This window comes from Longimicrobium terrae (assembly GCF_014202995.1).
Taxonomy (GTDB): domain Bacteria; phylum Gemmatimonadota; class Gemmatimonadetes; order Longimicrobiales; family Longimicrobiaceae; genus Longimicrobium; species Longimicrobium terrae.
This window is the reverse complement of sequence record NZ_JACHIA010000001.1, coordinates 19,972-39,015: the sequence shown is the minus strand read 5'-3', so window position 1 is coordinate 39,015 and position 19,044 is coordinate 19,972. Positions and strand designations below refer to the sequence as shown.

The window sequence follows — 19,044 nt, the reverse complement described above, 5'->3', positions numbered from 1 at the left end:
GCGGCCGGCGCCAGCGCAACACAGGTGCCGCCCACTCGACGACGATGACGGACGATTCCGCCCTTCGCCTCTACATCTTTGACGCCGACGACACACTGCGGCGCACCACCGTCCCCGGCAAGCCGTGCCCGCACCGCCTCGGCGAGTGGGAACTGCTGCCGCGCGTGCACGAGCGGCTGTCCGCGATGGACTGGACGACGCTGCGGCTGGGGATCGCTTCCAACCAGGACCAGGTCGCCTACGGCCACATGACGCGGGAAACGTGTCACGCGCTGTTCGAAGATCTGATCCGCGCGGCAGTGGGGCGCGACGTGCCGGAAGCATTCATCCGCTTCTGCCCGCACGCGCTGGAGGTGGAATGCGAGTGCCGCAAACCCGCCCCCGGCATGCTGATGGACATCATGCGCCATTTCGGCGCGCGGGCGGATGAGACGGTATTCGTCGGCAACGCGCCGTCGGACGAGGAGGCGGCGCGGGCGGCGGGAGTGCGGTTCGCGTGGGCCTGGGATTTCTTTGGATGGTGAGGGGAGGAACTGCATCTCACGCGGAGGCCGCGGGGGGCGCGGAGGTCGCGGGGGAGTTGCGGTGGAGGGCCCGGCGGATCGCGGACGAGCGCGTGGCCGGTACGCTGGATGTACGCAGGATCGTTGATGATTGCCCGCCCGTCTCCTCCGCCCACACGTTCCCCCGGTTGCGATGCGCTTCCTCTCCCTCCGCCCGGTGTCTCTGCTCGCGATGATCGCCTTTTCCGCCAGGGCAGCGGCGGCGCAGCCGCAGGCGGGCATCCCGGTGGAACTCCGTCTGCCGCAGCCTCCCGTCATCGCCGTCGTCCGTGGCGCCTGGTACGCGGTCATCGATCTGCATGTGGGCAACCTGCTGGACCAGCCGCTGCGGCTGACGAGCGTCCGCGCCGCCGTCCCGGGTAGCACCGTGGCGATACGGGAGTATTCCGGCGCGGAACTCCGGGCCAACCTCAAGGCGTTCGGCGCGGCGGACTCCGCGGGCGCCACGCTGCTGCCGCCCGGCGGACGCGTAATTGTGTACCTGTGGATTCCGATGCGCGCGGCCACGTCCTCGCTGGACGTGAGCGTCGTTCTGGCGGCGGCGAGCGGTGCGGAGCGCACCGTGGCCCTTGAATCGCTGCCCATTCCCCCCACGCCGCCGGTGGAGATCGGGCCGCCGCTGCGGGGCGGCGACTGGGTGGCGGCAAACGGACCGGACCCGGATTCCATGCCCGGCCACAACCGGCTGCTGGTGAACGTGGCGGGGCGCATCGTCACGCCCCAGCGGTTCGCCACGGACTGGGTGCGGCTGGGGGACGACGGGCGGCTCTGGCGCGGCGCGCCGACGCGGAACGAGAACTCGGCCACTTGGCGCGCGGAGGTGCTGGCGGTTGCGGACGGAAAGATCGTGGAGGCGGTAGACACCCTTCCCGACAACACGCCGCCGGAAATCGTGCGCGGCGAGGCCAACCGCCTGGTGCTGCGCGTGGGCGAGCGGCAGTACGCCACCTACGCGCACCTGCGGCGCGGAAGCCTGCGGGTGCGCGCGGGAGACCGCGTGCAGCGCGGCCAGGTGCTGGCGGACATCGGCAACTCCGGAAACTCCACCGGGCCGCACCTGCACTTTCACCTGCTGGATGCCCCGTCCGCAATCGCGGGAGAGGGAATTCCGTTCGTCATCTACCGCTACACGCTGCTGGGCGTGCTGACGGGGCTGGACGAGTACGACGAGCGCGGCGCGGCGTGGCGCCCCTCCGGCCCCACCCGCGTGCGCACCCTTGAAATGCCCGCAGGCGGCGAAGTGGTCCGCTTCTGACCGCGATCCCGCCGCACGGGAAACGGGGCCGGACGCATCGATGCGTCCGGCCCCGCTCTTTCATCATTTCACCCTGTCACGGAGCGAAGGCCCGCGGACCGCGCCTGCCTCCTCCGTGCCCTCCGTGCATCCTCCGTGACCTCCGTGTGAAACGGCCGTTACCCACCCCGGCGACCGTACGACGGGGGAGGAACGCGAACGGAACCCTCAGGCTCCGGTTCCCGCCAGCAGCTGCGTGGCATCCTGCCGCTCCGCCGCGGACAGGTTCAGCCGGATGATCAGCTGCAGCAGCTCGCGCGCGGTGTGCGCCGAGAACGTGGGCGAGTGCGGCAGCAGCAGCGGCGGAAAGTCGAAGCCCTCGCCCAGGCGTTCGCGCGCGGCCAGGGTGAGCATGGCCGGCTCGTCCCGGTTCAGCGCCGCCATCGCCTCGGGGTCGTCGGCCAGCACCACGCGGATCTCCCCGGGACCGTCGAGGGTGTCGGCGTACATGGCCCGCAGCCGGTTGCCGAACTCCGGGTCCACGCACACCAGCGTCACCCCGCCGTTGCGGATCTGCCGCTGCACCGTCTCGATCACCTCGGTGTTCACCGTGAGCGTCACCGCCGGCACGCCGACGTTTTCCGCCGCCTTGCGCACCAGCCGCGAGTGGTAGCTGGTGGTGACCACCATGTCCGCCTGCCGGATCGCCTCTTCCACCGCGTGGAACTCCACCGAGCGCTCCGGCCGCGGCAGGGGAACGGGCGAAATGTAGACGGGGACGGACTCGATGCCGAACTGCTCGCGCAGCTCCGCGCAGTAGGCCGTCATCTGGTCCACGTTGCTTTCCACGCACGCGCACGTGAGGCGCACCGTGCTGGTGCAGCGGCGGATGAGTTCGGGGATTTCGGCCAGCGTCATGCGCCGCTTCCATCCCTCCACCAGCACGCCGGCCATCCAGCGCGCCGTCTCGGCCAGGATCTCGCCGCCGAGCTGGTCCTGGGGGGCCAGGTACACGCCGGACCGGCCGCGCACCTCCACCAGCCCCTCGTCTTCCAGAATGCGGTAGGCCTGGGCCACCACGCGGTGGTCCACCCCCATCTCGCGCCACAGGGCGCGGATGCTGGGGAGGCGGTCCCCCGGCTGCAGCAGCCCCAGGTGGAGCGAGCTGAGAATTCGGTCGCGCAGCTTGTCGCTGAGAGCGGTTTCCTGATCCATCGATCCGGTGGAGACTGGCGTTCGGTGTGCCCGCGCGGGGCCGGACGGCCACCGCGAGTGCCTAATAGGATCGTCTTGCGGGGGGTTCGCGCAACACGTACCCTGCATCGTACGCGGGGTGCCGCGTCCGCCGACAGGTGGTGTGGCGTGCTCCCTGCGTTGAAATTCCCTCTAATGAGCGTCTTTCGGACCACCAGCACAAGCCCGACGCGCGCCGGGCCGCCCCGCCGGCCCCTTCGGGCTGGTCGGGGCCGCGCGCTTTCGTCCTTCTGCGGCCTGGTCTGAATGCTGTTGTCCGTCCTCGTCATCCTGGTTCTGATCGCCCTCACGGCGCTGTACGTGGCGGCCGAATTCGCGGCGGTAAGCGTGCGCCGCAGCCGCATTCGCCAGCGCGCCGAGCAGGGCGACGCCTCGGCGCGCCGCGTGCTTCCCTATCTGGACAACCCGCAGGCGCTGGACCGCTACATCGCCGCCTGCCAGATCGGCATCACCCTCACGTCGCTCATCATCGGCGCCTTTGGGCAGGCCGCGCTGGCCGAACCGCTGGCCGGGCTTCTCCAGCGCATCTGGAGCGGCCTGACCCCCGCCACCGCCCTTTCCACCTCGGCGGTCGTCATCCTGGTGGGGCTGACGGTTCTGTCGATGGTGCTGAGCGAACTCGTCCCCAAGTCGCTGGCGCTGCAGTTTCCCACCCAGGTGGCGCTGCGCACCTCGCTGCCGATGAAGTGGTCCATCTCGGCGTTCGGCATCTTCATCCGCTTTCTGAACGGCAGCGGGGCGCTGGCGCTGCGGGTCATGGGGGTGGAGACGACCGGCCACCGCCACATTCATTCCCCCGAGGAAATCGACCTGCTCATTGCCGAAAGCCGCGACGGAGGGCTGCTGGAGCCCGACGAGCACCGGCGGCTGCGGCGCGCCCTTCAGCTGGGAATCCGCCCCGCGCGCCACCTGATGGTGCCGCGGCAGGAGATCGTGGGCGTGGACGTGGATACGCCCGTGGCCGAACTGCTGCGCACCATGGCGGACGCGCCGTACACGCGCCTTCCCGTGTACCGCGGCGACATCGAGCACGTGGAAGGCCTGCTGCACACCAAGGACCTGTTCCGCGGCTACCTGGCCGGCGGCCCGCTCACGTCCGTCCGCCAGCTCATGCGCCCCATTCTGATGGTGCACGAGAGCGTCACGGCCGACCGCCTGCTCACGCTGATGCGCGAAAAGCGCAGCCACCTCGCCATTGTGCTGGACGAGTTTGGCGGCGTGGCCGGGCTGGTGACGCTGGACGACGTGCTCACCGAGGTGATGGGCGAGGTGGCCGACGAGTTCCGCGTGAACGAGCCCGGCGCCGAGCGGCTGGACGACGGCCGGGTGCGCCTTCCGGGCTGGATGCGCCTGGACCAGGCCGAGCCCTGGCTGGACGTTCTGTGGGACGGAGACTCCGACACCGTAGGTGGACGAGTGATGGAGGAGTTGGGTCACGTTCCCACCGCGGGCGAGCGCGTGCGCATCGACGGCGTAGAGGTGGAAGTGGAAGCGGTGGCGGGACATGCGGTGCGCACCATCCTGGCGCTCCCCGCCCGCCCGCGCGCCGGGACGGAGGACGGGCGTGATGGATAAGGTCGTGCCCATCCTCATCATCGCCGTGCTGATTCTGCTGAACGCGCTGTTCGTGGCGGCGGAGTTCGCCATCGTGGGCGCGCCCAAGGCGTCCATCGAGCGGCGCGCGGCGGAGGGCGACCGCGTGGCGCGCATCGTCGCCAACATTCTGCACGATCCGAGGCGGCAGGACCGCTACATCGCCACCGCGCAGCTGGGCATCACCGTGGCCTCGCTGGGGCTGGGCATGTACGGCGAGCACGTGCTGGCGGAGTGGATCGGCCACGCGCTCGCCGGGCTGGGCCCGCTCAAGGCCGCCGCGTCGCACACGCTGGCCAGCGTGCTGGCCGTCGCCATCCTCACCTACTTTCACATCGTCGTGGGGGAGATGATCCCCAAGACGATCGCGCTGCAGCATGCGGACAAAGCCGCGGTGTGGGTGACGCCACCCGTGCTCGTCGTCCAGAAGCTGGTCTACCCCGTGGTGCTGGCGCTGAACGCGATCGGCAACGGGCTGCTGCGGATGGCGGGGATCAACCGCTACGTCTCGTCCGGCGAACAGTACCGGACACCGGAGGAGCTGCAGTTCATCGTCCGCGAAAGCCAGGCGGGGGGAATGCTGCGGCAGGAAAGCGCCGACGTGCTGCAGGAGCTGCTGGAGTTCGGCGACCTGACGGCGGGCGAGGTGATGATTCCGCGCGTGCGGGTCACGGGGATCCGCGCCGGCGCCAGCGCCGACGAGATGCTGCGCACGCTGCGCCGCAGCCCGCACACGCGCTACCCCGTGTACGAGGAAAGCCTGGACCACATCGTGGGCGTGGTGCACATCAAGGACATTCTGCGCCGCATGCCCAACCGCCGCGCGCTGCGCCCGTCGGAGGTGCGCGAGGTGCCGTACATCCCCGAAACGGCGGCGATGGACACGGTGCTGGCCGCCATGCGCCGGGTGAACTCGCAGATGGCCGTGGTGATGGACGAGCACGGCGGCACCGCGGGGGTGATCACCATCGAGGACCTGTTCGAGGAGGTCGTCGGGGAGATCGAGGAGGGCTGGGTGGCGCGGCCGGACATGTACCGTGACGAGCAGGGTCGCGTGATCGCCGGCGGAACGGTGCGCATCAGCGAGGTGGGCGACGAGCTGGGGGTGGTGCTGGAGCACGAGGAGGTGGATACGGTGAGCGGCCTGGTGCTCACCATGCTGGACCGGCCGCCGGTGGTGGGTGACGTGGTGGAATACGATCAGGTGCGCTTCGAGGTGCTGTCGCTGGAGGGGATGGGCGTGAACGAGGCGCTTGTGACGCCGCTGCCGGGCGCGGTGCTGGAGAACTTCGACACCTGAGGGACGGGTTGGCTTCGGAGGATTCTGAGCCGCTGCGGCTGTGAGGCCCCTCCCCCGGCCCCCATAGGCGTCAACTTTATTTTGCAAAGCTTATTCGCGACGGCTAATTCGACCAGATTTCGCCAGCTTTGCGCCACCGTGAATGTAAAAATACGGGGCTAAGAGGGCTCGATATGGCTTAAGTTCGCGCCTATGCCCCCGGCCCCTCCCCGTGCAAACAGACGCACGGAGAGGGGAGAACGGCGGGTTCGCGCGCGGCGGCAGGTTGAGGTGCGGGCGGAGAGGCCCCCTCCCCCCAGCCCCCTCCACCCGCTCCGCGGGGGAGGGGGAGCCGTTCGGCGTGGGCGATGAGGTTCGGTGCCGGTCTCCGGCTGTGGCCCTCACCCCGCGTGCTGCGCACGACGACCCTCTCCCACGAACAGATGTGGGAGAGGGAGCACACCCCAGGATTCGCGCGGGATCCAGGATGCAGTTGAAGCCCCGATCGTGGACGCGTCAGCGGCCATGAGTCGGGGCTTAGCGCTTGTTGAGCGGCGGATTTATCCGCTCAGGGTGCCCGCCATCGGAACGATCTCCAAAATCCATGCGGATCTTACGCTCTCTCCGTGGACGAGAAACGGGGCGGTCACCATCATCGGTGGCCGCCCCGTTGTCCATCGTCTCCGTCCATCAAAGCAGCGTGGCGGCGAGCCAGCAGGCGAGCGCGCCGCCGAGGGTGACGCGCAGGTTGTCGTCCAGCGGTAGCGGCAGAAACTCCAGCGTGGACGCGGCCACGGCGCCGATGACCGCGGCGGCGGGGGGAATGCCCGGCACGGCGAAGCCCACGGCCATACTCGTGGCCATCCCCGCCGCGTACCCCTCCCAGCTCTTTCCCCACGATGTGCGGTGCCGTCCCCAGCGCTTTCCCACAAGCGCGGCGGCGGCGTCTCCCAGCGCGTTGTACAGCATGCCCGCAACCGCGATGGGCTGCGGAAACGCGAGCAGCGCCGTCGCGTACGCCACCGCCATGTACGTGGCCCCCGCAAACCCGCGGCGCTCGTGAACCCGCAGCATGGTTCGCGTGGCGCGCAGGAACACGTACCTGGGACCGCGAAAGCGCAGCCGCACCGAATCCACCACCACCGCGATCACGGCCAGCGGCACCAGCACGGCCAATCCCACGGCGCGCGGCGCGATCCACGCGAACAGGGGCAGCGCCATGCTGCTCATGTGAAACGACTTGCGCATCAACTCGCGGCGCATGCCGCCGCCCCGAGCCGCGTGGGCGCGCCCCGGTCCATTCGCCACCGCTACGGTGATGCCGGCCGTGTTCACGACCGTGTTCCTCGGTTTCTCCATGTTCCTTCCGGTCGGCCATGCGGCGCGTGACGCGGTCTCCGCGAGCGTTTCCTTGCTCCCGTCCGCCTACGCGCGCACCGAAGTAGCTGTTTTGGTGCGATGGCGATAGCCCCGGACGATCTCGGGGAGGGGCGGGGCACCCACCGCGCCCGGCGTGCAGGAACAATCTGGAGCCTGTCGCGCGCTTTGCCCCCGGCAGTTGAAACCGCGCCTCGACAAACACGAAGTCCGCCTCCGCGGACTGCGCCCACCAGTTTGCTGCCCGCCTCGAATGCAGTTGAAGCCCCGAACCGGACGCGCCAGCGGCCGGTGTCGGGGGTTCCCGCTGTTTGAGCGGCGGATTCATTCGCTCAACGATTTCCGCGGCCGGCGTAGAGCCGGTCGAATGCACCGGAACTGCTGTCGACGGCGGACCGGCATCCGCCAGCCTCCGCCAGAGACAGCAATCAATCTCCCCACGCGGCAGGCGTCCATCATCCCGCTTGCGGAGCCTTTCGCGCGCCGTCGCACACCCGTTATCTTTCCGGAGGTCCCAAACGACGCAACGAACGCAGGATAAGGGCACCGTGGTTCCCGAAACCGGGCTGGAAATCGACTCGTCCATGGCCGCCGTTGGCGCCAAGGTGGCGCGCGGCGAGCGCATCACCGTGGACGACGCGCACCTTCTGTGGACGCACGCCTCCGACGAGGAGCTCAAGCGCCTCGCCTCGCTGGTGCGCGCCCGCTATCACGATCCCAAGCGCGCCACCTACATGGTGATGCGCATCATCAACTACACCAACGTCTGCGTCGCCCAGTGCGACTACTGCGCGTTCTACGTCCTTCCCAACCAGGAAGGCGGCTACGTAATGACGCGCGAGGACGTGTTCGCCAAGATCGACGAACTGCTGGAACTGGGCGGCGACCTCGTCGGCTTCAACGGCGGCTTCAACCCCAAGCTGCCGCTGCACTACTACGCCGACCTGTTCTCCGCCGTGCGCGAGCGCTACGGCGACAAGGTGGAGTTCTACGCGCTGACCATCGCCGAATTCATGTTCCTGGCGGATCGCGCTAACCTGTCGTTTGCCGACACCGCTGCGCGACTGCGTGACGCAGGCGTGCACTGGATCACCGGCGGCGGCTCGGAGATCCTGACGGAAGATTTCCGGAAGCGCCACGCCAAGTTCAAGTACACGGTGCGCGAGTACCTGGAGGCGCAGAAGGCCGTGGTGGACGCCGGTCTGCGGACGACGGCGACGATGGTGATCGGCTTCGACGAGACGCTGGAGGAGCGGCTGGAGCACCTGGACCGCACCCGTACGCTGCAGGACGCGTGTCTGGCGGACGGGCACGACGGCATCTTCTCGTTCCTGAGCTGGACGTACAAGCCGTACGGCACGGCGCTGGGCGGGCGCGAGATCACGCCGCAGGAATACTGGAGAAACATCGCGCTCTCCCGCATCTTTCTGGACAACGTCAAGCACATCCGCACCTCCGTCCTTACGCTCAACGAGGACGCGTTCCGTGCGCTGGAGTACGGCGCGGACGACTTCGATCTCCCGGTGGAGGACGAGGTCACGCAGAAGGCGGGCGCCACCATCGACCGCGACCTGGACCGCCTGTTGACGGTGCCCCGCGCGATGGGATACGAGGTGGAGTACCGGCACGCCGCCCGTCCGCCCGCGGTCGCCGCCGCGTGAGCCTGCTGGACGAAGTGCTGGACCTGTTCGGCTGGGCGCCGCCGCCGCGCGCCCAGCCGAAGTCGTCTCCGGCACCGAAGCCGCCATCCGCCGCACCCGTTCCGCCCGCGCCCCGGCCCGCTCCGGCACCCGCCGCCGCGTCCGGACGTCCGTCGGCGGCTCCGGCACCATCCGTCGAGCCGAAGCCGAAGCCCAGGCAGAAGCGCGAGCCGGCGCGGAAGCCGGAGCCCAGGATAACGCCCGGCGCGGCCGCAGTTCCGCAGGGGCGCAGCGTGGCGGAAACGCTGGCGGTGGTCGCGCGCGTAGCCCCGCAGTTTGCGTCGCTGGTGTTCACCCGCAACCGCCGGGTGATGGCCAGCGTGGCGGATCGCGGCCGGGCGCTGCGTCTGAACGTAGCCTTTTCCGCCGCGCCGGATGACGTGCTGGTCGCGGTCGGGCGGTTGTTCACGGCCCGCGACACGCGCACCCGCAACCGCGCGCGGGACGCGGTGCGCCGGTTCATCGCCGCCATCCCCGGCGAGGGCGCGCCGGCCCGCACGCGAACCCGCAGCGTCGCCCCGGCGGACGCCGCGCACATCGCGCGGCTGCAGGCGGAGTTCGACCGGGTGAACGACGCGTACTTCGGCGGAGAGCTGCCGCGCGTTCCGCTGTACCTGAGCGGGCAGATGCGCAGGCGCAACGGCCACTTCTCGTCATCGCCGCTGGAGATCGTCATTTCCCGCCGGCTGTGCACGCACGCCGCCCCGGCGGAATCGGAAGCGACCATGCGCCACGAGATGATCCACCTGTGGCAGCACGCGCAGGGCGGCAAGCCGGACCACGGCGGCGAGTTTCGCGCGTGGGCGCGCAAGCTGGACGTTCATCCGCGGGCGACGCGGCCGGTGAAGTGGTTGAAGGGCGGGGAGTAGAGCAGAGGGAATAGGGAGTAGGGGATAGGGAATAGGGTGGATGAGCGGTGGGGGGAGAGAGATGTACCGGGCCTTCGGACCGGGCACTCGGGACTGGGCACTTGGGACTTCTTTTTGATCGGCTTCCTGAAAGTGATGGATTGATGCCGGAGTACAGTCTGGACGAGGATCTGGAACTCGCCATCCGCGGCGCGCGCGCGGCGGGAGACGCGGTGATGCGCGCCTTTCGCGTGGAGCAGGAAGTGCGCTACAAATCGCCGGAGCAGCCCGTGACCGAGGCGGACCTGGCCGCGGACCGCGCGCTGTACCGCGTGCTGATGGGCGAGCGGCCGGAGTACGGATGGCTTTCGGAGGAGAGCGCCGACTCGCCGGAGCGCCTCAAGCGCCGCCGTGTCTGGGTGGTGGATCCCATCGACGGTACCAACTCCTTTGTGGCCGGGCGCCCGGAGTTCGCGGTCTGCGTGGGGCTGGTGGATGGCGACCGCGCCGTCGTCGGCGTGGTGCTGAATCCCGCCACGGGCGAGATGTATTCCGCCCGCGACGGTGGTGGCGCCTTTCGGAACGGCGAGCCGATCCACGTGGCCGCGCCCGGTTCGCACGCGCCGCGCATCGTGGCGTCGCGCTGGGAGATGAAGCGCGGCGAGTTCGACGGGTTCGGCGACGCCTGGAGCGTGGAGCCGCTGGGGAGCACGGCGTACAAGATGTGCCGCGTGGCCGAGGGCGGCGCAGAAGCGTTCGTTTCGCGCGGCCCCAAGTCCGAGTGGGACGTGGCCGCGGCCGTGGTCATCGTGCGCGAGGCGGGCGGCCGGGTGACGCGCATCGACGGCGCGGAACCCGTCTTCAACCAGCCGAATCCCGACTGGCGCGGCATCGCCACCTCCAACGGCGCTGTGCATGACGAACTGCTCCGCATCTCATCCCAGCCGCTCCCGGTCCGCGAGTAGGGTCAGGGAAGCCGGACGAGGACGACTAGTGGCCGCCGGGTGGAGATCCACCCGGCGGCCAGCTTCATGATGCCGCCGACGGCGGCGGTCGCGCGCTCCACGTCTGCCGCAGACGCCCGGGTGCGCCAGCCGTATTCGATCTGCACCCGCTCCAGCCGCAGGGCCTGAAACTCCTGCAGCATCCCCTGAAGCTCCCCGCCAGCCAGCAGCCCGGCCGTCGCGAGTGTGACCTCGTGATGGTTCTGCGCCCTCACGCGCAGATTTGCGGCGCGCACGACCGCCAGCACCGCGATCCGTCCGGCATCATAGGCGGATGTGAGGCGCCGGTTGGCGCTGCGGATGGTGAGGGACGCATCCGTCCACGCCTCCACGGCGTTCTCCCACACGCCCGCGATCTCCTCGTCAGGCGCTTCGTGGGCTACGAGGCGACCCATCTGGATCAGCGCGTTGATCCGCTCGTTCATGCGAGTACCGGAAACTCAGCGGGCGAACCGGCCAGCCAGAGCTTGGGGCCGCGCAGGGCGCTCGGGAGAAAGCCGTCCTTTTCCGTCGCGTCCTGGAGGAACGTGGATGTATCGTACCGCTTGGCGTCCACCGGACGGTCGAGCACCAGCGCGGCATCGAGCAGCGCACGCCCCAGCTCGCGCTCCGGTACTTCGTCGCCAAAGAGCAGCAGGTCGATGTCGCTGTCGGGGCGGGCGTCGCGCCGGGCGTACGATCCAAAGACGAAGGCCGCGCGCAACCCGGGCACGTCCGCCAGCGCATCGCGCAGTACCAGCGCGGAGCCGTACTCCCGCACGAGCGACGCCAGCGCCGTCCACTGCGGATGCGCCGCGTTGCGGGTGATGAGCACGCGTGTCGCATCGGTGGCGCGTTCCAGCAGGCCGAGGTCGACCAGCCGGTCTACCTCCGTCTGCAGGGAGCGCTTGCCCGCCAGCCCCAGGTGTCGTCCGAGCGCCCGCGCGTGCATCCGCGATTCCGGACGCACCACGAAATGCGCGAGGAGCCGCGCCCGTGCCTCCGAGCCGAGCAGTTCACTGAGTTGATCCATCGTGCCCCCTTTTTGCCCTAAGATATAGGGCAATTCGCGCTCGTGTCCAAGACGCCGACCCGTCATTGCGCGTTCGTACCGCCAGGATGAACGTTCGCGGATGTGCCTACCCGATTGCCTTTGAAGCAGTTGAAGCCCCGAACGGCGCCTGTGGGCGACGTGTCGGGGCTTCCCGCTTTTGGAGCGGCGGATTTATTCGCTCAACCCCGGCTGCGTCACGGAAGATCCTTGGCTCCCGCTCCGTGGCCGTAACGTTTCAACAACCGCCGCGGACGATCACAGGCCCGCGGCTTCGTTCAGGCACTCCACCTGTTTGGTGGATACGGGGACGAAGCGGCGGCCGGCGGCATCCACGCGCCACGCGTGACGCGCGCCGGTCAGCGTTTCCGTGGCGGGATCGGATCGGACGATGGCGACGAGGTCGGTGGACATGTCGCCGCGGGTGCCGATCCTGCACCCCACCATCGCCAGTTCCTCGCCGCGCTGTGTGTCCGGCAGGCGCTCCACGCCGAGCACCTCGAACATCGGGTTACCGCCGGCGTCGCGGCTCACCAGCCGCTGCAGCCAGAGCATGCGCCCCTCGCCGTCGCGCATCACGGCGACGGCGAACTCTCCGCCATCCCGCGGTTCCAGCAGCCATCCAGCCTCATCCTCCACGCCGTCCGGCTCCGGCGGGTGCCGCAGCCCCACGTACGACTCCGCGGCGGGCGCCGAACCCGCGCATCCCGCGAGCAGCGCCACCACCGATCCACCCATCACACGCCACAGGTCGTTCATCGTTCCCGCTCCGTTCAGGTGGCTGGATTCGTCGCGGCGGCCATGCTCAGTAGCGCATCTCCCGCCAGCCGGTACACGGTCCAGTCGTCCATCGGCTCGGCGCCCAACCCACGGTAGAAGCCGATGGCGGGCGCATTCCAGTCCAGCACCCACCACTCCAGCCGGCCGCAGCCGCGCGCCACCGCCAGCCGCGCCAGGTGCCCCAGCAGCGCGCGCCCGATGCCGCGTCCGCGCGCCTCCGGGCGGACATACAGGTCCTCCAGGTAAATGCCGGGCTGCGCGAGAAAGGTGGAGTAGTTCTGAAAGAAGAGCGCGAACCCCGCCGGCTCGCCGTCCATCTCGGCAATCACCACCTCCGCCGCCGGGCGCGGGCCGAAGAGCGTGCTCCGCAGCCGCTCCTCCGTCGCCACGACCTCGTGCAGCAGCCGTTCGTACTCCGCCAGCTCGCGGATGAACGCCAGGATCAGCGGAACGTCACTTTCCGCCGCCGCGCGGATGGTCAGAGCGCTCAATGCAATCTCAGCCGGTGATGGTCATCCGCGAAACCGCCTCCGTCTTTTCCCGCCGCGACTGACCGGAACGCGGCGCGGGTACTGTTCTCTTCCGCAACCGATCGAGATCCGCGGTCCGCGGGAGTATCAGCGCTCCGCCGCTGTCGCAATCCGGATGCACCGTGTCCATCGAGGCGATGCGCGCACTCCAAATCCCGACACGAACGCTACCGCCGTTCCATCCACCGCGAAACCAACCCCGCGATCCGCCGCATGCGCGGGCCGTACGGCGGATAGTAGAGCCGGCCGAGTCCCAGGCGCCCCATCCGCAGCACCGCGCGCTCGTGCGAGAATGCGCGAAAGCCGGCATGCCCGTGGTAGCTCCCCTGGCCGCTCTCGCCCACGCCGCCGAATGGCAGGTCCGGGTTGGCGAGGTGGCAGAGCACGTGGTTGATGATGGTGCCGCCCGCGGTGGTGTTGCGCAGCACGCGCCGCGTCGTCTCGCCGTCCTCGCTGAAGATGTACAGCGCCAGCGGCTTGCCGCCCGCGTTCACCCGTGCGATCGCCTCGTCCATGGCGGAATAGGTGAGCACCGGAAGCACCGGCCCAAAGATCTCCTCGCGCATCACCGGCGCGTTCGTGTCCACTTCCGAGAGGATCGTGGGGGCAAGATAGCGCGTCGCCGCGTCGCGCTGCCCGCCCGCCACCACACGCGCGCCGCCCGCGACCGTGGCGTCCAGCGCCTCCGCCAGCCTCCGGAACGCGCCATCGTCAATGATGCGCGCCAGCGACTCGCTCGCCTGCCGCGCATCGTCCGTGGCGCCATAGAAGCGGTCCAGCGCCGAGCGGGCCCCGGCCAGAAAGGCGTCCGCGTCGCGCTCGTGCACCAGCACGTAGTCCGGCGCCACGCACGTCTGCCCCGCGTTCACGAACTTGCCCCAGACGATGCGCTCCGCCGCCTGCGCCAGATCCGCCGACCGGTCCACGATCGCGGGCGACTTTCCGCCCAGTTCCAGCGTCACCGTGGACAGGTGCTCGGCGGCCGCGCGCATGATCTTGCGCCCCACCGCCGTCGATCCGGTAAAGAAGATGTGGTCCCACGGCAGGGTGAGCAGCGCGTCCGCGGTGGGGATGCCGCCCGTGACCATCGCCACCTCGTCCTCCGGAAACACCTCCGCGACGATCCGCGCCATGGCGGCAGAGGTGTGCGGCACCTTTTCCGACGGGCGCAGCAGGCACACGTTCCCCGCCGCCACCGCGGCGACGAGCGGGCCGAACAGGAGCTGGAACGGGTAGTTCCACGGCGCCAGAATCAGCACCTGCCCGCGCGGCTCCATCTGCACGCGGCTGGCGCCCCCGGTCAGCAGGGCGGGGGTGGCGACGCGACGCGGGCGCATCCAGCGCCGCAGGTGGCGGATGGTGTGCGCGATCTCGCCCAGCACCAGCTGGATTTCGGTGATCTCGAACTCCGAGGCGTGTTTGCGGAAGTCCGCATGCACCCCGTCATACAGCGCCTGCCTGTGGCGGATGATGGACGTGCGCAGCCGCCGCAGCCGCGCGATCCGCTCCGCCGCCGTGGAGGTGGCGATCCGCCAGCGGCTGCCGCGCTGAAGCTGGAACAGCCGCCGCGCGCGTTCAATCTCGCGCTCGTCGGTGGCAGCTTCGGAGTGGGTGGATTCCAGGATCTGCGTCACGGGGCGTCGATGGCGTTGAGGATCGTCCGCGTCATCCCGCGCAATCTGCGGAGAGTACGGCGGCGGGCGCCAGCATCGAGCGGACGCGGCGGCCGGATCACTCCGGCGGATCGTCCGGGTCCGCGCCGGACTGGCTGGCCCACAGGCGCCGGAAGCGGCCGCCCGCCCGGGCCATCAGTTCATCAAACGATCCGGATTCCACCCGCCGCCCGGCTTCCATCACGTGGATCACGTCCGCGTCGCGCACGCTGGGCAGGCGGTGGGTGATCAGCAGGATGGTGGTGCGGCCGTGGAGCGCACGGATGGCGTCACGGATGCGACGCTCGTTCTCCGTATCCAGCGCGCTGGTCGCCTCGTCCAGAATCAGGAGCGCGGGGCGGCGCAGGAGCGCGCGGGCCAGCGCCAAGCGCTGCCGCTCGCCGCCGGAAAGGCGCACGCCGCGGTCGCCCACCGTGGTTTCCAGCCCGTCCGGGAGCGCCGCCACGAAAGTGTCCGCCGCCGCCAGCCGCAGCGCATCCCACACCTCGTCCTCCGTGGCGTCGGGGCGCGCCCAGCGCAGGTTGGCGAGCACGGTCTCGTTGAAGAGCACCGTTTCCTGCGCCACGTAGCCGATCTCATCCCGCCATCCGCGCAGCCACGACGCCTCCAGCGGCCGCCCATCCACGGTGATGCTGCCCGACCGCGGCGTCACCAGTCCCATCATCAGGTCCGCAACCGTCGTCTTTCCCGAGCCCGACGGGCCGACGAGCGCCGTGGTGCGGAACGCCTGGATGTCCATGCTCAGCCCCGCCACCACGTCCGGCACGCCGGGTTCGTAGGTGAACGAGACGTCATCAAACCGCACCGTTTCCGCCAGCCGCACCGTTCCGTCCGCCGGCCGCAATCCTTCCCGCTCCGCCTCCAGCGCCTCGATGCGGGCAGAGAGCGCCTCCCACGCGGGGATGTCGCGCGCGACCATCTGGTAGACGGTCTGCAGCTGCGACAGGCGCGGAACCAGCCGGTAGAAGACAAAGATGAGCAGCAGCACGGTGCCGCCGGTCACGTTCAGCAGTTCCACCGCGGCGTAGGCGACCACGGCCAGCAGCGCCGCGGAGCCGATCAGAAATACGGCGCCCGCGTCCGCGTAGGCGCGCCAGCCGCGCAGCCCCATCTCCATGGCGAGCGTGGCCGCCGCGCCAAAGTGCCGCGCGTTGCGCTCCTCCGCGCCGTAGCTCTTTACCACCTTGAGCGCGCCCAGGTGCTCTGTGGCGGCCGCCGCCACCGTCGCCGTCGCCGCCGTCAGCCCCTGCCCGGCGCTGCGGGACGCGCGCCGCAGCGGTCGCAGCACGGCCATCAGAATGGCGCCGGTCACCATGGCCACCGCGGTCACCGGCGCCGAAACCCGCAGCGCCAGCGTGATGTAGGCAAGGGCGAGCAGCGTGTTGACCACGAACGCGACCACGAAGCCCGCCGCGCTCCCCACCCGGTCCGATTCCGTCGTGAGCCCGTTCAGCAGGTCCGCGCCGCGCATGCGGGCCAGCGGCAGCCAGCGCGCCTCCGTCACCGCGGCGTACAGCCGTGTGCGCATGCGGTGCGAGACGCCGAACTGCATGCGGTGCCCCACCAGCGCCTCCGCGCGCCGCACCACCGCCTGCACCAGCGTCACGGCGACAAACAGCAGAAGCACGGCGCCCGCGCCCGGCTGCACGCCGATGGCCAGAAAGCCGCGCTCCACCGCGCGGGCAACGCTTCCCGCCACGCCGCGTCCGGTGGGAATACCGGCGATGGTGAGCAGGGGGATGAGCAGCAGCACACCCGCCGCCTCCGCCGCGGTCAGCAGCAGCGAGAGCGCGCCCGCCGCGGCCACCTGCCGCGGCATCTCGCGGGCGATCTGCCGCAGGAACGCCAGTACGGGATGCGCGCTCATCCGCGCCGCCCGGGTGCGTAGCGAAGCGCCAGGCGCAGCGGACGCGTGACGCGGTACAGCGGGGCGATCGGGTCGGGAAGACGGATCCACCCCCAATCCTCCGGGGTGGGCGTGAGCAGCCAGTGGGCGGCAAACCGCAGCCGGTCCGCCCGCGTGTCGCGAATGCGCAGGTTGAATCGCAGGTTTTCCGCCGCGGATGCGTCATCCGCGGCGCCGGTGAACCAGAGAGAGCGCGCCTCCGCGGCCAGCGCGCGAACGGTGTCGTCCGCCGCGGCCGTGTGCGCGGTGTCGGCGGGAATCGGCAGGTTCAGCGCCTCGCCGGCAAGGTGCAGGGCCAGCAGAACCGTCCGCCCGGCGCCGATGCGCCATCCGCGTTCCGCCATCGCGCGCAGATCCAGCCCGGCTCGTACCGCCAGTGCGGACGCGGCGCACAGCCATTCCAGCCGCGCCCAGCGGTGCTTGGCGCCGTGGACGCAGAGGGCCAGAAAGAGATCGTCATCCGCCAGCGCGGGAACGGTTCCGCCGCCGAGGGAAACGGCGCGTGCGTGACGGATCAGCGCCGCCGTTGGCAGGCGCACGCAGAAGCGCGCGGACGAGACCTGCGCGTGCACCTCCACCAGCGCGCCCGTCGCGGGATGATGCAGCGGATAGTCGCCGTCCACCGCGCGAAAGGCGCGGTCCTGGGCAGGGGTAAAGGCGTACGCCGATTCGTATCCCGCCGCCCGCAGCACATCCAGCGCGGCGTCCAGGTGCGCCGGATGGACGAGCAGGTCCAGGTCCGAGCAGGTGCGCAGCCCCAGGTCGCCGTACGCGCGGCCGGCCAGTGCCGGTCCCTTGTACGCCACCGCCGACACGCCATCCGCCGCGAACGCCGTCATGATGCGCCGCAGTTCCGCGGACAGCCGCAGCGCGTCTCCCGCGTTGCGCTCTGCAAAGGCGCGCAGCCGGTCCCGGACGTCCGGCGGCACCTCGTCCACCCGGCGCAGCTCGCGATGGGCGATGGGGAGCAGCCGGTTGCGTTCGGCGAGCGCGATCAGCCGGTCCCAATCCGCCACGCGCGCGGCAAGCTCCGCGATGGGCTCGCCCGCCGCGGGATTCACCATCCGCCGCGCGCAGGCCAGCAGCAGCGCGTCCTCCGTGCGTCGACCCATCCGCGCCGGATCAGCGGCCACGCACCCTCATCCCGCCACGGGTGGGCCGGGCGGGCGGTCTGCACGAGAATGGTGCGGCGGGCGGGTGGGACTGCATCAGGTTCCGGAGATGGAGAAGGCGCCCGAGCCAGGTCTGGCGGGGCGCCCGTGATCGAGCAGGAATCGGTTCGGGTCCGGCATGGAGGCCGCGCGCGCGGTGGACGAGATCAGCCGTCCGTGGCGGGTTCTACCAGCCCGCGCTCCATCAACTCGTCCATCAGTTCAATGACGTCGCGCTCCGCCGTTTCCGCATCCACCTCGTAATCCGCCACCAGCGCGTCGCGCAGTTCGGCGACGGCGCGGGGCTCCTCCAGCAGCGACCAGAGCCGCGCGCCCACGGCGTTCAGCCCGTAGTAGATGCCGTCGCCCAGGTGCAGGATGACGGCTTCCCCCTCGAGTTCGGTGGAAACCTGGTCGCCCGCCGCGACGATGCGCGACGTGGCGTCAAGCGGACGGGCGTGCGTCACCGGCCGGAGGCCTCCACGCCGACGTCCACCATCCGCGCCAGCGCGATCCCGATGGCGGTCAGCACGCCGGGCGGGTCGGCGAGCACGGCTTCCGGCGCTTCCTCCAGGTACTCGTCGTACGCCCGCATGGCCGCCAGCCACCGCGTGCCGACGATGCGCCGCCCGCGCTCGTCCTGCGTCACCATGGGCTCCACGAACAGGCCGCGCAGGGCGCGCACCAGCCGGCTGGCCGCATCGCCGTCCATTCCCGCCGCGCCGCCGCGCAGCTCCGCCACGATCCACGGCGCCGCGAAGCAGTCCGGGTCCGGCGCGCACAGCAGCTGCCGCGCGGTATCCTGCGCCGCGGCGCTCACCCGCATGGCGGCCGGCAAGCCGCGCGGGTGGGGCAGCGAATCCTCGCCCATCTGTCCGCAGAGGATTGCCGCCTGCCGCCCGATCGCGTTGGCTACGCCGCGCGTGCGAAAGATGGTCGTGTTGTCGCTGCGTCCGAAGATGGCGTTTTCCACGTCGCGAAACGCCATTCCCACAAGCCCGCTCCCCGTGGGGATGGGGCCCGGCGCATCCGAAAGAAAGGGCTGCGCGGCAAGCGGCCGTACCAGCGCCAGGGCCAGCGCCAGACCAATGACAAGGGACTTCATGATGGACTCCCGATGAT

The 19,044-nt window shown here is 70.3% G+C and carries 18 protein-coding genes; 7 read left to right on the top strand and 11 right to left on the bottom strand.

Translation table 11 applies throughout. The features are described from left to right. Positions 1–44: 44 nt before the first annotated feature. Positions 45–524, top strand: coding sequence for an HAD-IIIA family hydrolase (locus HNQ61_RS00170; protein ID WP_170039312.1), 480 nt, complete (start codon positions 45–47; stop codon positions 522–524). 172 nt (positions 525–696) lie between these two features. Further along, entirely contained in the window at positions 697–1,818 is a 1,122-nt protein-coding gene (locus tag HNQ61_RS00165) for a M23 family metallopeptidase (RefSeq protein WP_183685483.1), read from the top strand. 207 nt (positions 1,819–2,025) lie between these two features. Here the strand turns inward: HNQ61_RS00165 and HNQ61_RS28205 are convergent, their stop codons facing one another. Then, positions 2,026–3,012, bottom strand: coding sequence for a GntR family transcriptional regulator (locus HNQ61_RS28205; RefSeq protein ID WP_221239649.1), 987 nt, complete (start codon positions 3,010–3,012; stop codon positions 2,026–2,028). 285 nt (positions 3,013–3,297) lie between these two features. Between HNQ61_RS28205 and HNQ61_RS00155 the strand changes: the two genes are divergently transcribed. Next, positions 3,298–4,626, top strand: coding sequence for a hemolysin family protein (locus tag HNQ61_RS00155; RefSeq protein WP_170039304.1), 1,329 nt, complete (start codon positions 3,298–3,300; stop codon positions 4,624–4,626). After that, positions 4,619–5,944 (top strand): hemolysin family protein, encoded by a 1,326-nt coding sequence (locus HNQ61_RS00150; RefSeq protein WP_183685485.1) that lies wholly within the window; start codon positions 4,619–4,621, stop codon positions 5,942–5,944. Before HNQ61_RS00155 ends, HNQ61_RS00150 begins: the two co-directional genes overlap by 8 nt. Positions 5,945–6,613: 669 nt before the next feature. Here HNQ61_RS00150 and HNQ61_RS00145 read toward each other — a convergent pair. Then, positions 6,614–7,282 carry a diacylglycerol/polyprenol kinase family protein gene (locus HNQ61_RS00145; RefSeq protein WP_170039302.1) on the bottom strand — a complete coding sequence of 223 codons (669 nt, stop codon included), beginning with the start codon at positions 7,280–7,282 and terminating at the stop codon, positions 6,614–6,616. Between the two features lie 566 nt (positions 7,283–7,848). On the opposite strand from HNQ61_RS00145, the gene HNQ61_RS00140 reads away from it, so the two are divergent. The 3 genes from HNQ61_RS00140 (at position 7,849) to HNQ61_RS00130 (ending at position 10,813) form a co-directional block, all read left to right on the top strand. Then, on the top strand, positions 7,849–8,961 hold the full coding sequence (locus HNQ61_RS00140; protein WP_205762122.1) for a radical SAM protein: 1,113 nt from the start codon (positions 7,849–7,851) through the stop codon (positions 8,959–8,961). Further along, entirely contained in the window at positions 8,958–9,869 is a 912-nt protein-coding gene (locus HNQ61_RS00135; protein ID WP_170039300.1) for a SprT-like domain-containing protein, read from the top strand. The genes HNQ61_RS00140 and HNQ61_RS00135 overlap by 4 nt, the downstream gene beginning before the upstream one ends. Before the next feature lie 143 nt (positions 9,870–10,012). Further along, positions 10,013–10,813, top strand: coding sequence for a 3'(2'),5'-bisphosphate nucleotidase CysQ (locus HNQ61_RS00130; protein ID WP_170039298.1), 801 nt, complete (start codon positions 10,013–10,015; stop codon positions 10,811–10,813). Positions 10,814–10,815: 2 nt separating this feature from the next. On the opposite strand, the gene HNQ61_RS00125 is transcribed toward HNQ61_RS00130, so the two are convergent. The 9 genes from HNQ61_RS00125 to HNQ61_RS00085 form a co-directional block, all read right to left on the bottom strand. Beyond that, positions 10,816–11,277, bottom strand: a complete 462-nt coding sequence (locus HNQ61_RS00125) for a hypothetical protein (RefSeq protein ID WP_170039296.1) — start codon at positions 11,275–11,277, stop codon at positions 10,816–10,818. Then, entirely contained in the window at positions 11,274–11,864 is a 591-nt protein-coding gene (locus tag HNQ61_RS00120; RefSeq protein WP_170039294.1) for a nucleotidyltransferase family protein, read from the bottom strand. The genes HNQ61_RS00125 and HNQ61_RS00120 overlap by 4 nt, the downstream gene beginning before the upstream one ends. Before the next feature lie 276 nt (positions 11,865–12,140). Further along, positions 12,141–12,641, bottom strand: a complete 501-nt coding sequence (locus HNQ61_RS00115) for a hypothetical protein (protein WP_170039292.1) — start codon at positions 12,639–12,641, stop codon at positions 12,141–12,143. Positions 12,642–12,655: 14 nt separating this feature from the next. After that, positions 12,656–13,153, bottom strand: coding sequence for a GNAT family N-acetyltransferase (locus HNQ61_RS00110; RefSeq protein WP_170039290.1), 498 nt, complete (start codon positions 13,151–13,153; stop codon positions 12,656–12,658). A gap of 206 nt (positions 13,154–13,359) precedes the next feature. Then, positions 13,360–14,826, bottom strand: coding sequence for an aldehyde dehydrogenase family protein (locus HNQ61_RS00105; protein ID WP_205762117.1), 1,467 nt, complete (start codon positions 14,824–14,826; stop codon positions 13,360–13,362). 97 nt (positions 14,827–14,923) lie between these two features. Continuing rightward, positions 14,924–16,732, bottom strand: coding sequence for an ABC transporter ATP-binding protein (locus tag HNQ61_RS00100; RefSeq protein ID WP_170039288.1), 1,809 nt, complete (start codon positions 16,730–16,732; stop codon positions 14,924–14,926). Then, a complete protein-coding gene (locus HNQ61_RS00095; protein WP_170039286.1) occupies positions 16,729–17,883 on the bottom strand; it encodes a nucleotidyltransferase domain-containing protein in 1,155 nt (384 codons plus the stop codon). Before HNQ61_RS00095 ends, HNQ61_RS00100 begins: the two co-directional genes overlap by 4 nt. Before the next feature lie 206 nt (positions 17,884–18,089). Then, the gene (locus tag HNQ61_RS28420) at positions 18,090–18,389 is read right to left on the bottom strand and encodes a PqqD family peptide modification chaperone (protein WP_170039284.1); all 300 of its coding nucleotides are present in this window, start codon (positions 18,387–18,389) and stop codon (positions 18,090–18,092) included. Continuing rightward, the gene (locus tag HNQ61_RS00085) at positions 18,386–19,027 is read right to left on the bottom strand and encodes a hypothetical protein (protein ID WP_170039282.1); all 642 of its coding nucleotides are present in this window, start codon (positions 19,025–19,027) and stop codon (positions 18,386–18,388) included. The genes HNQ61_RS28420 and HNQ61_RS00085 overlap by 4 nt, the downstream gene beginning before the upstream one ends. Positions 19,028–19,044: the final 17 nt, after the last annotated feature.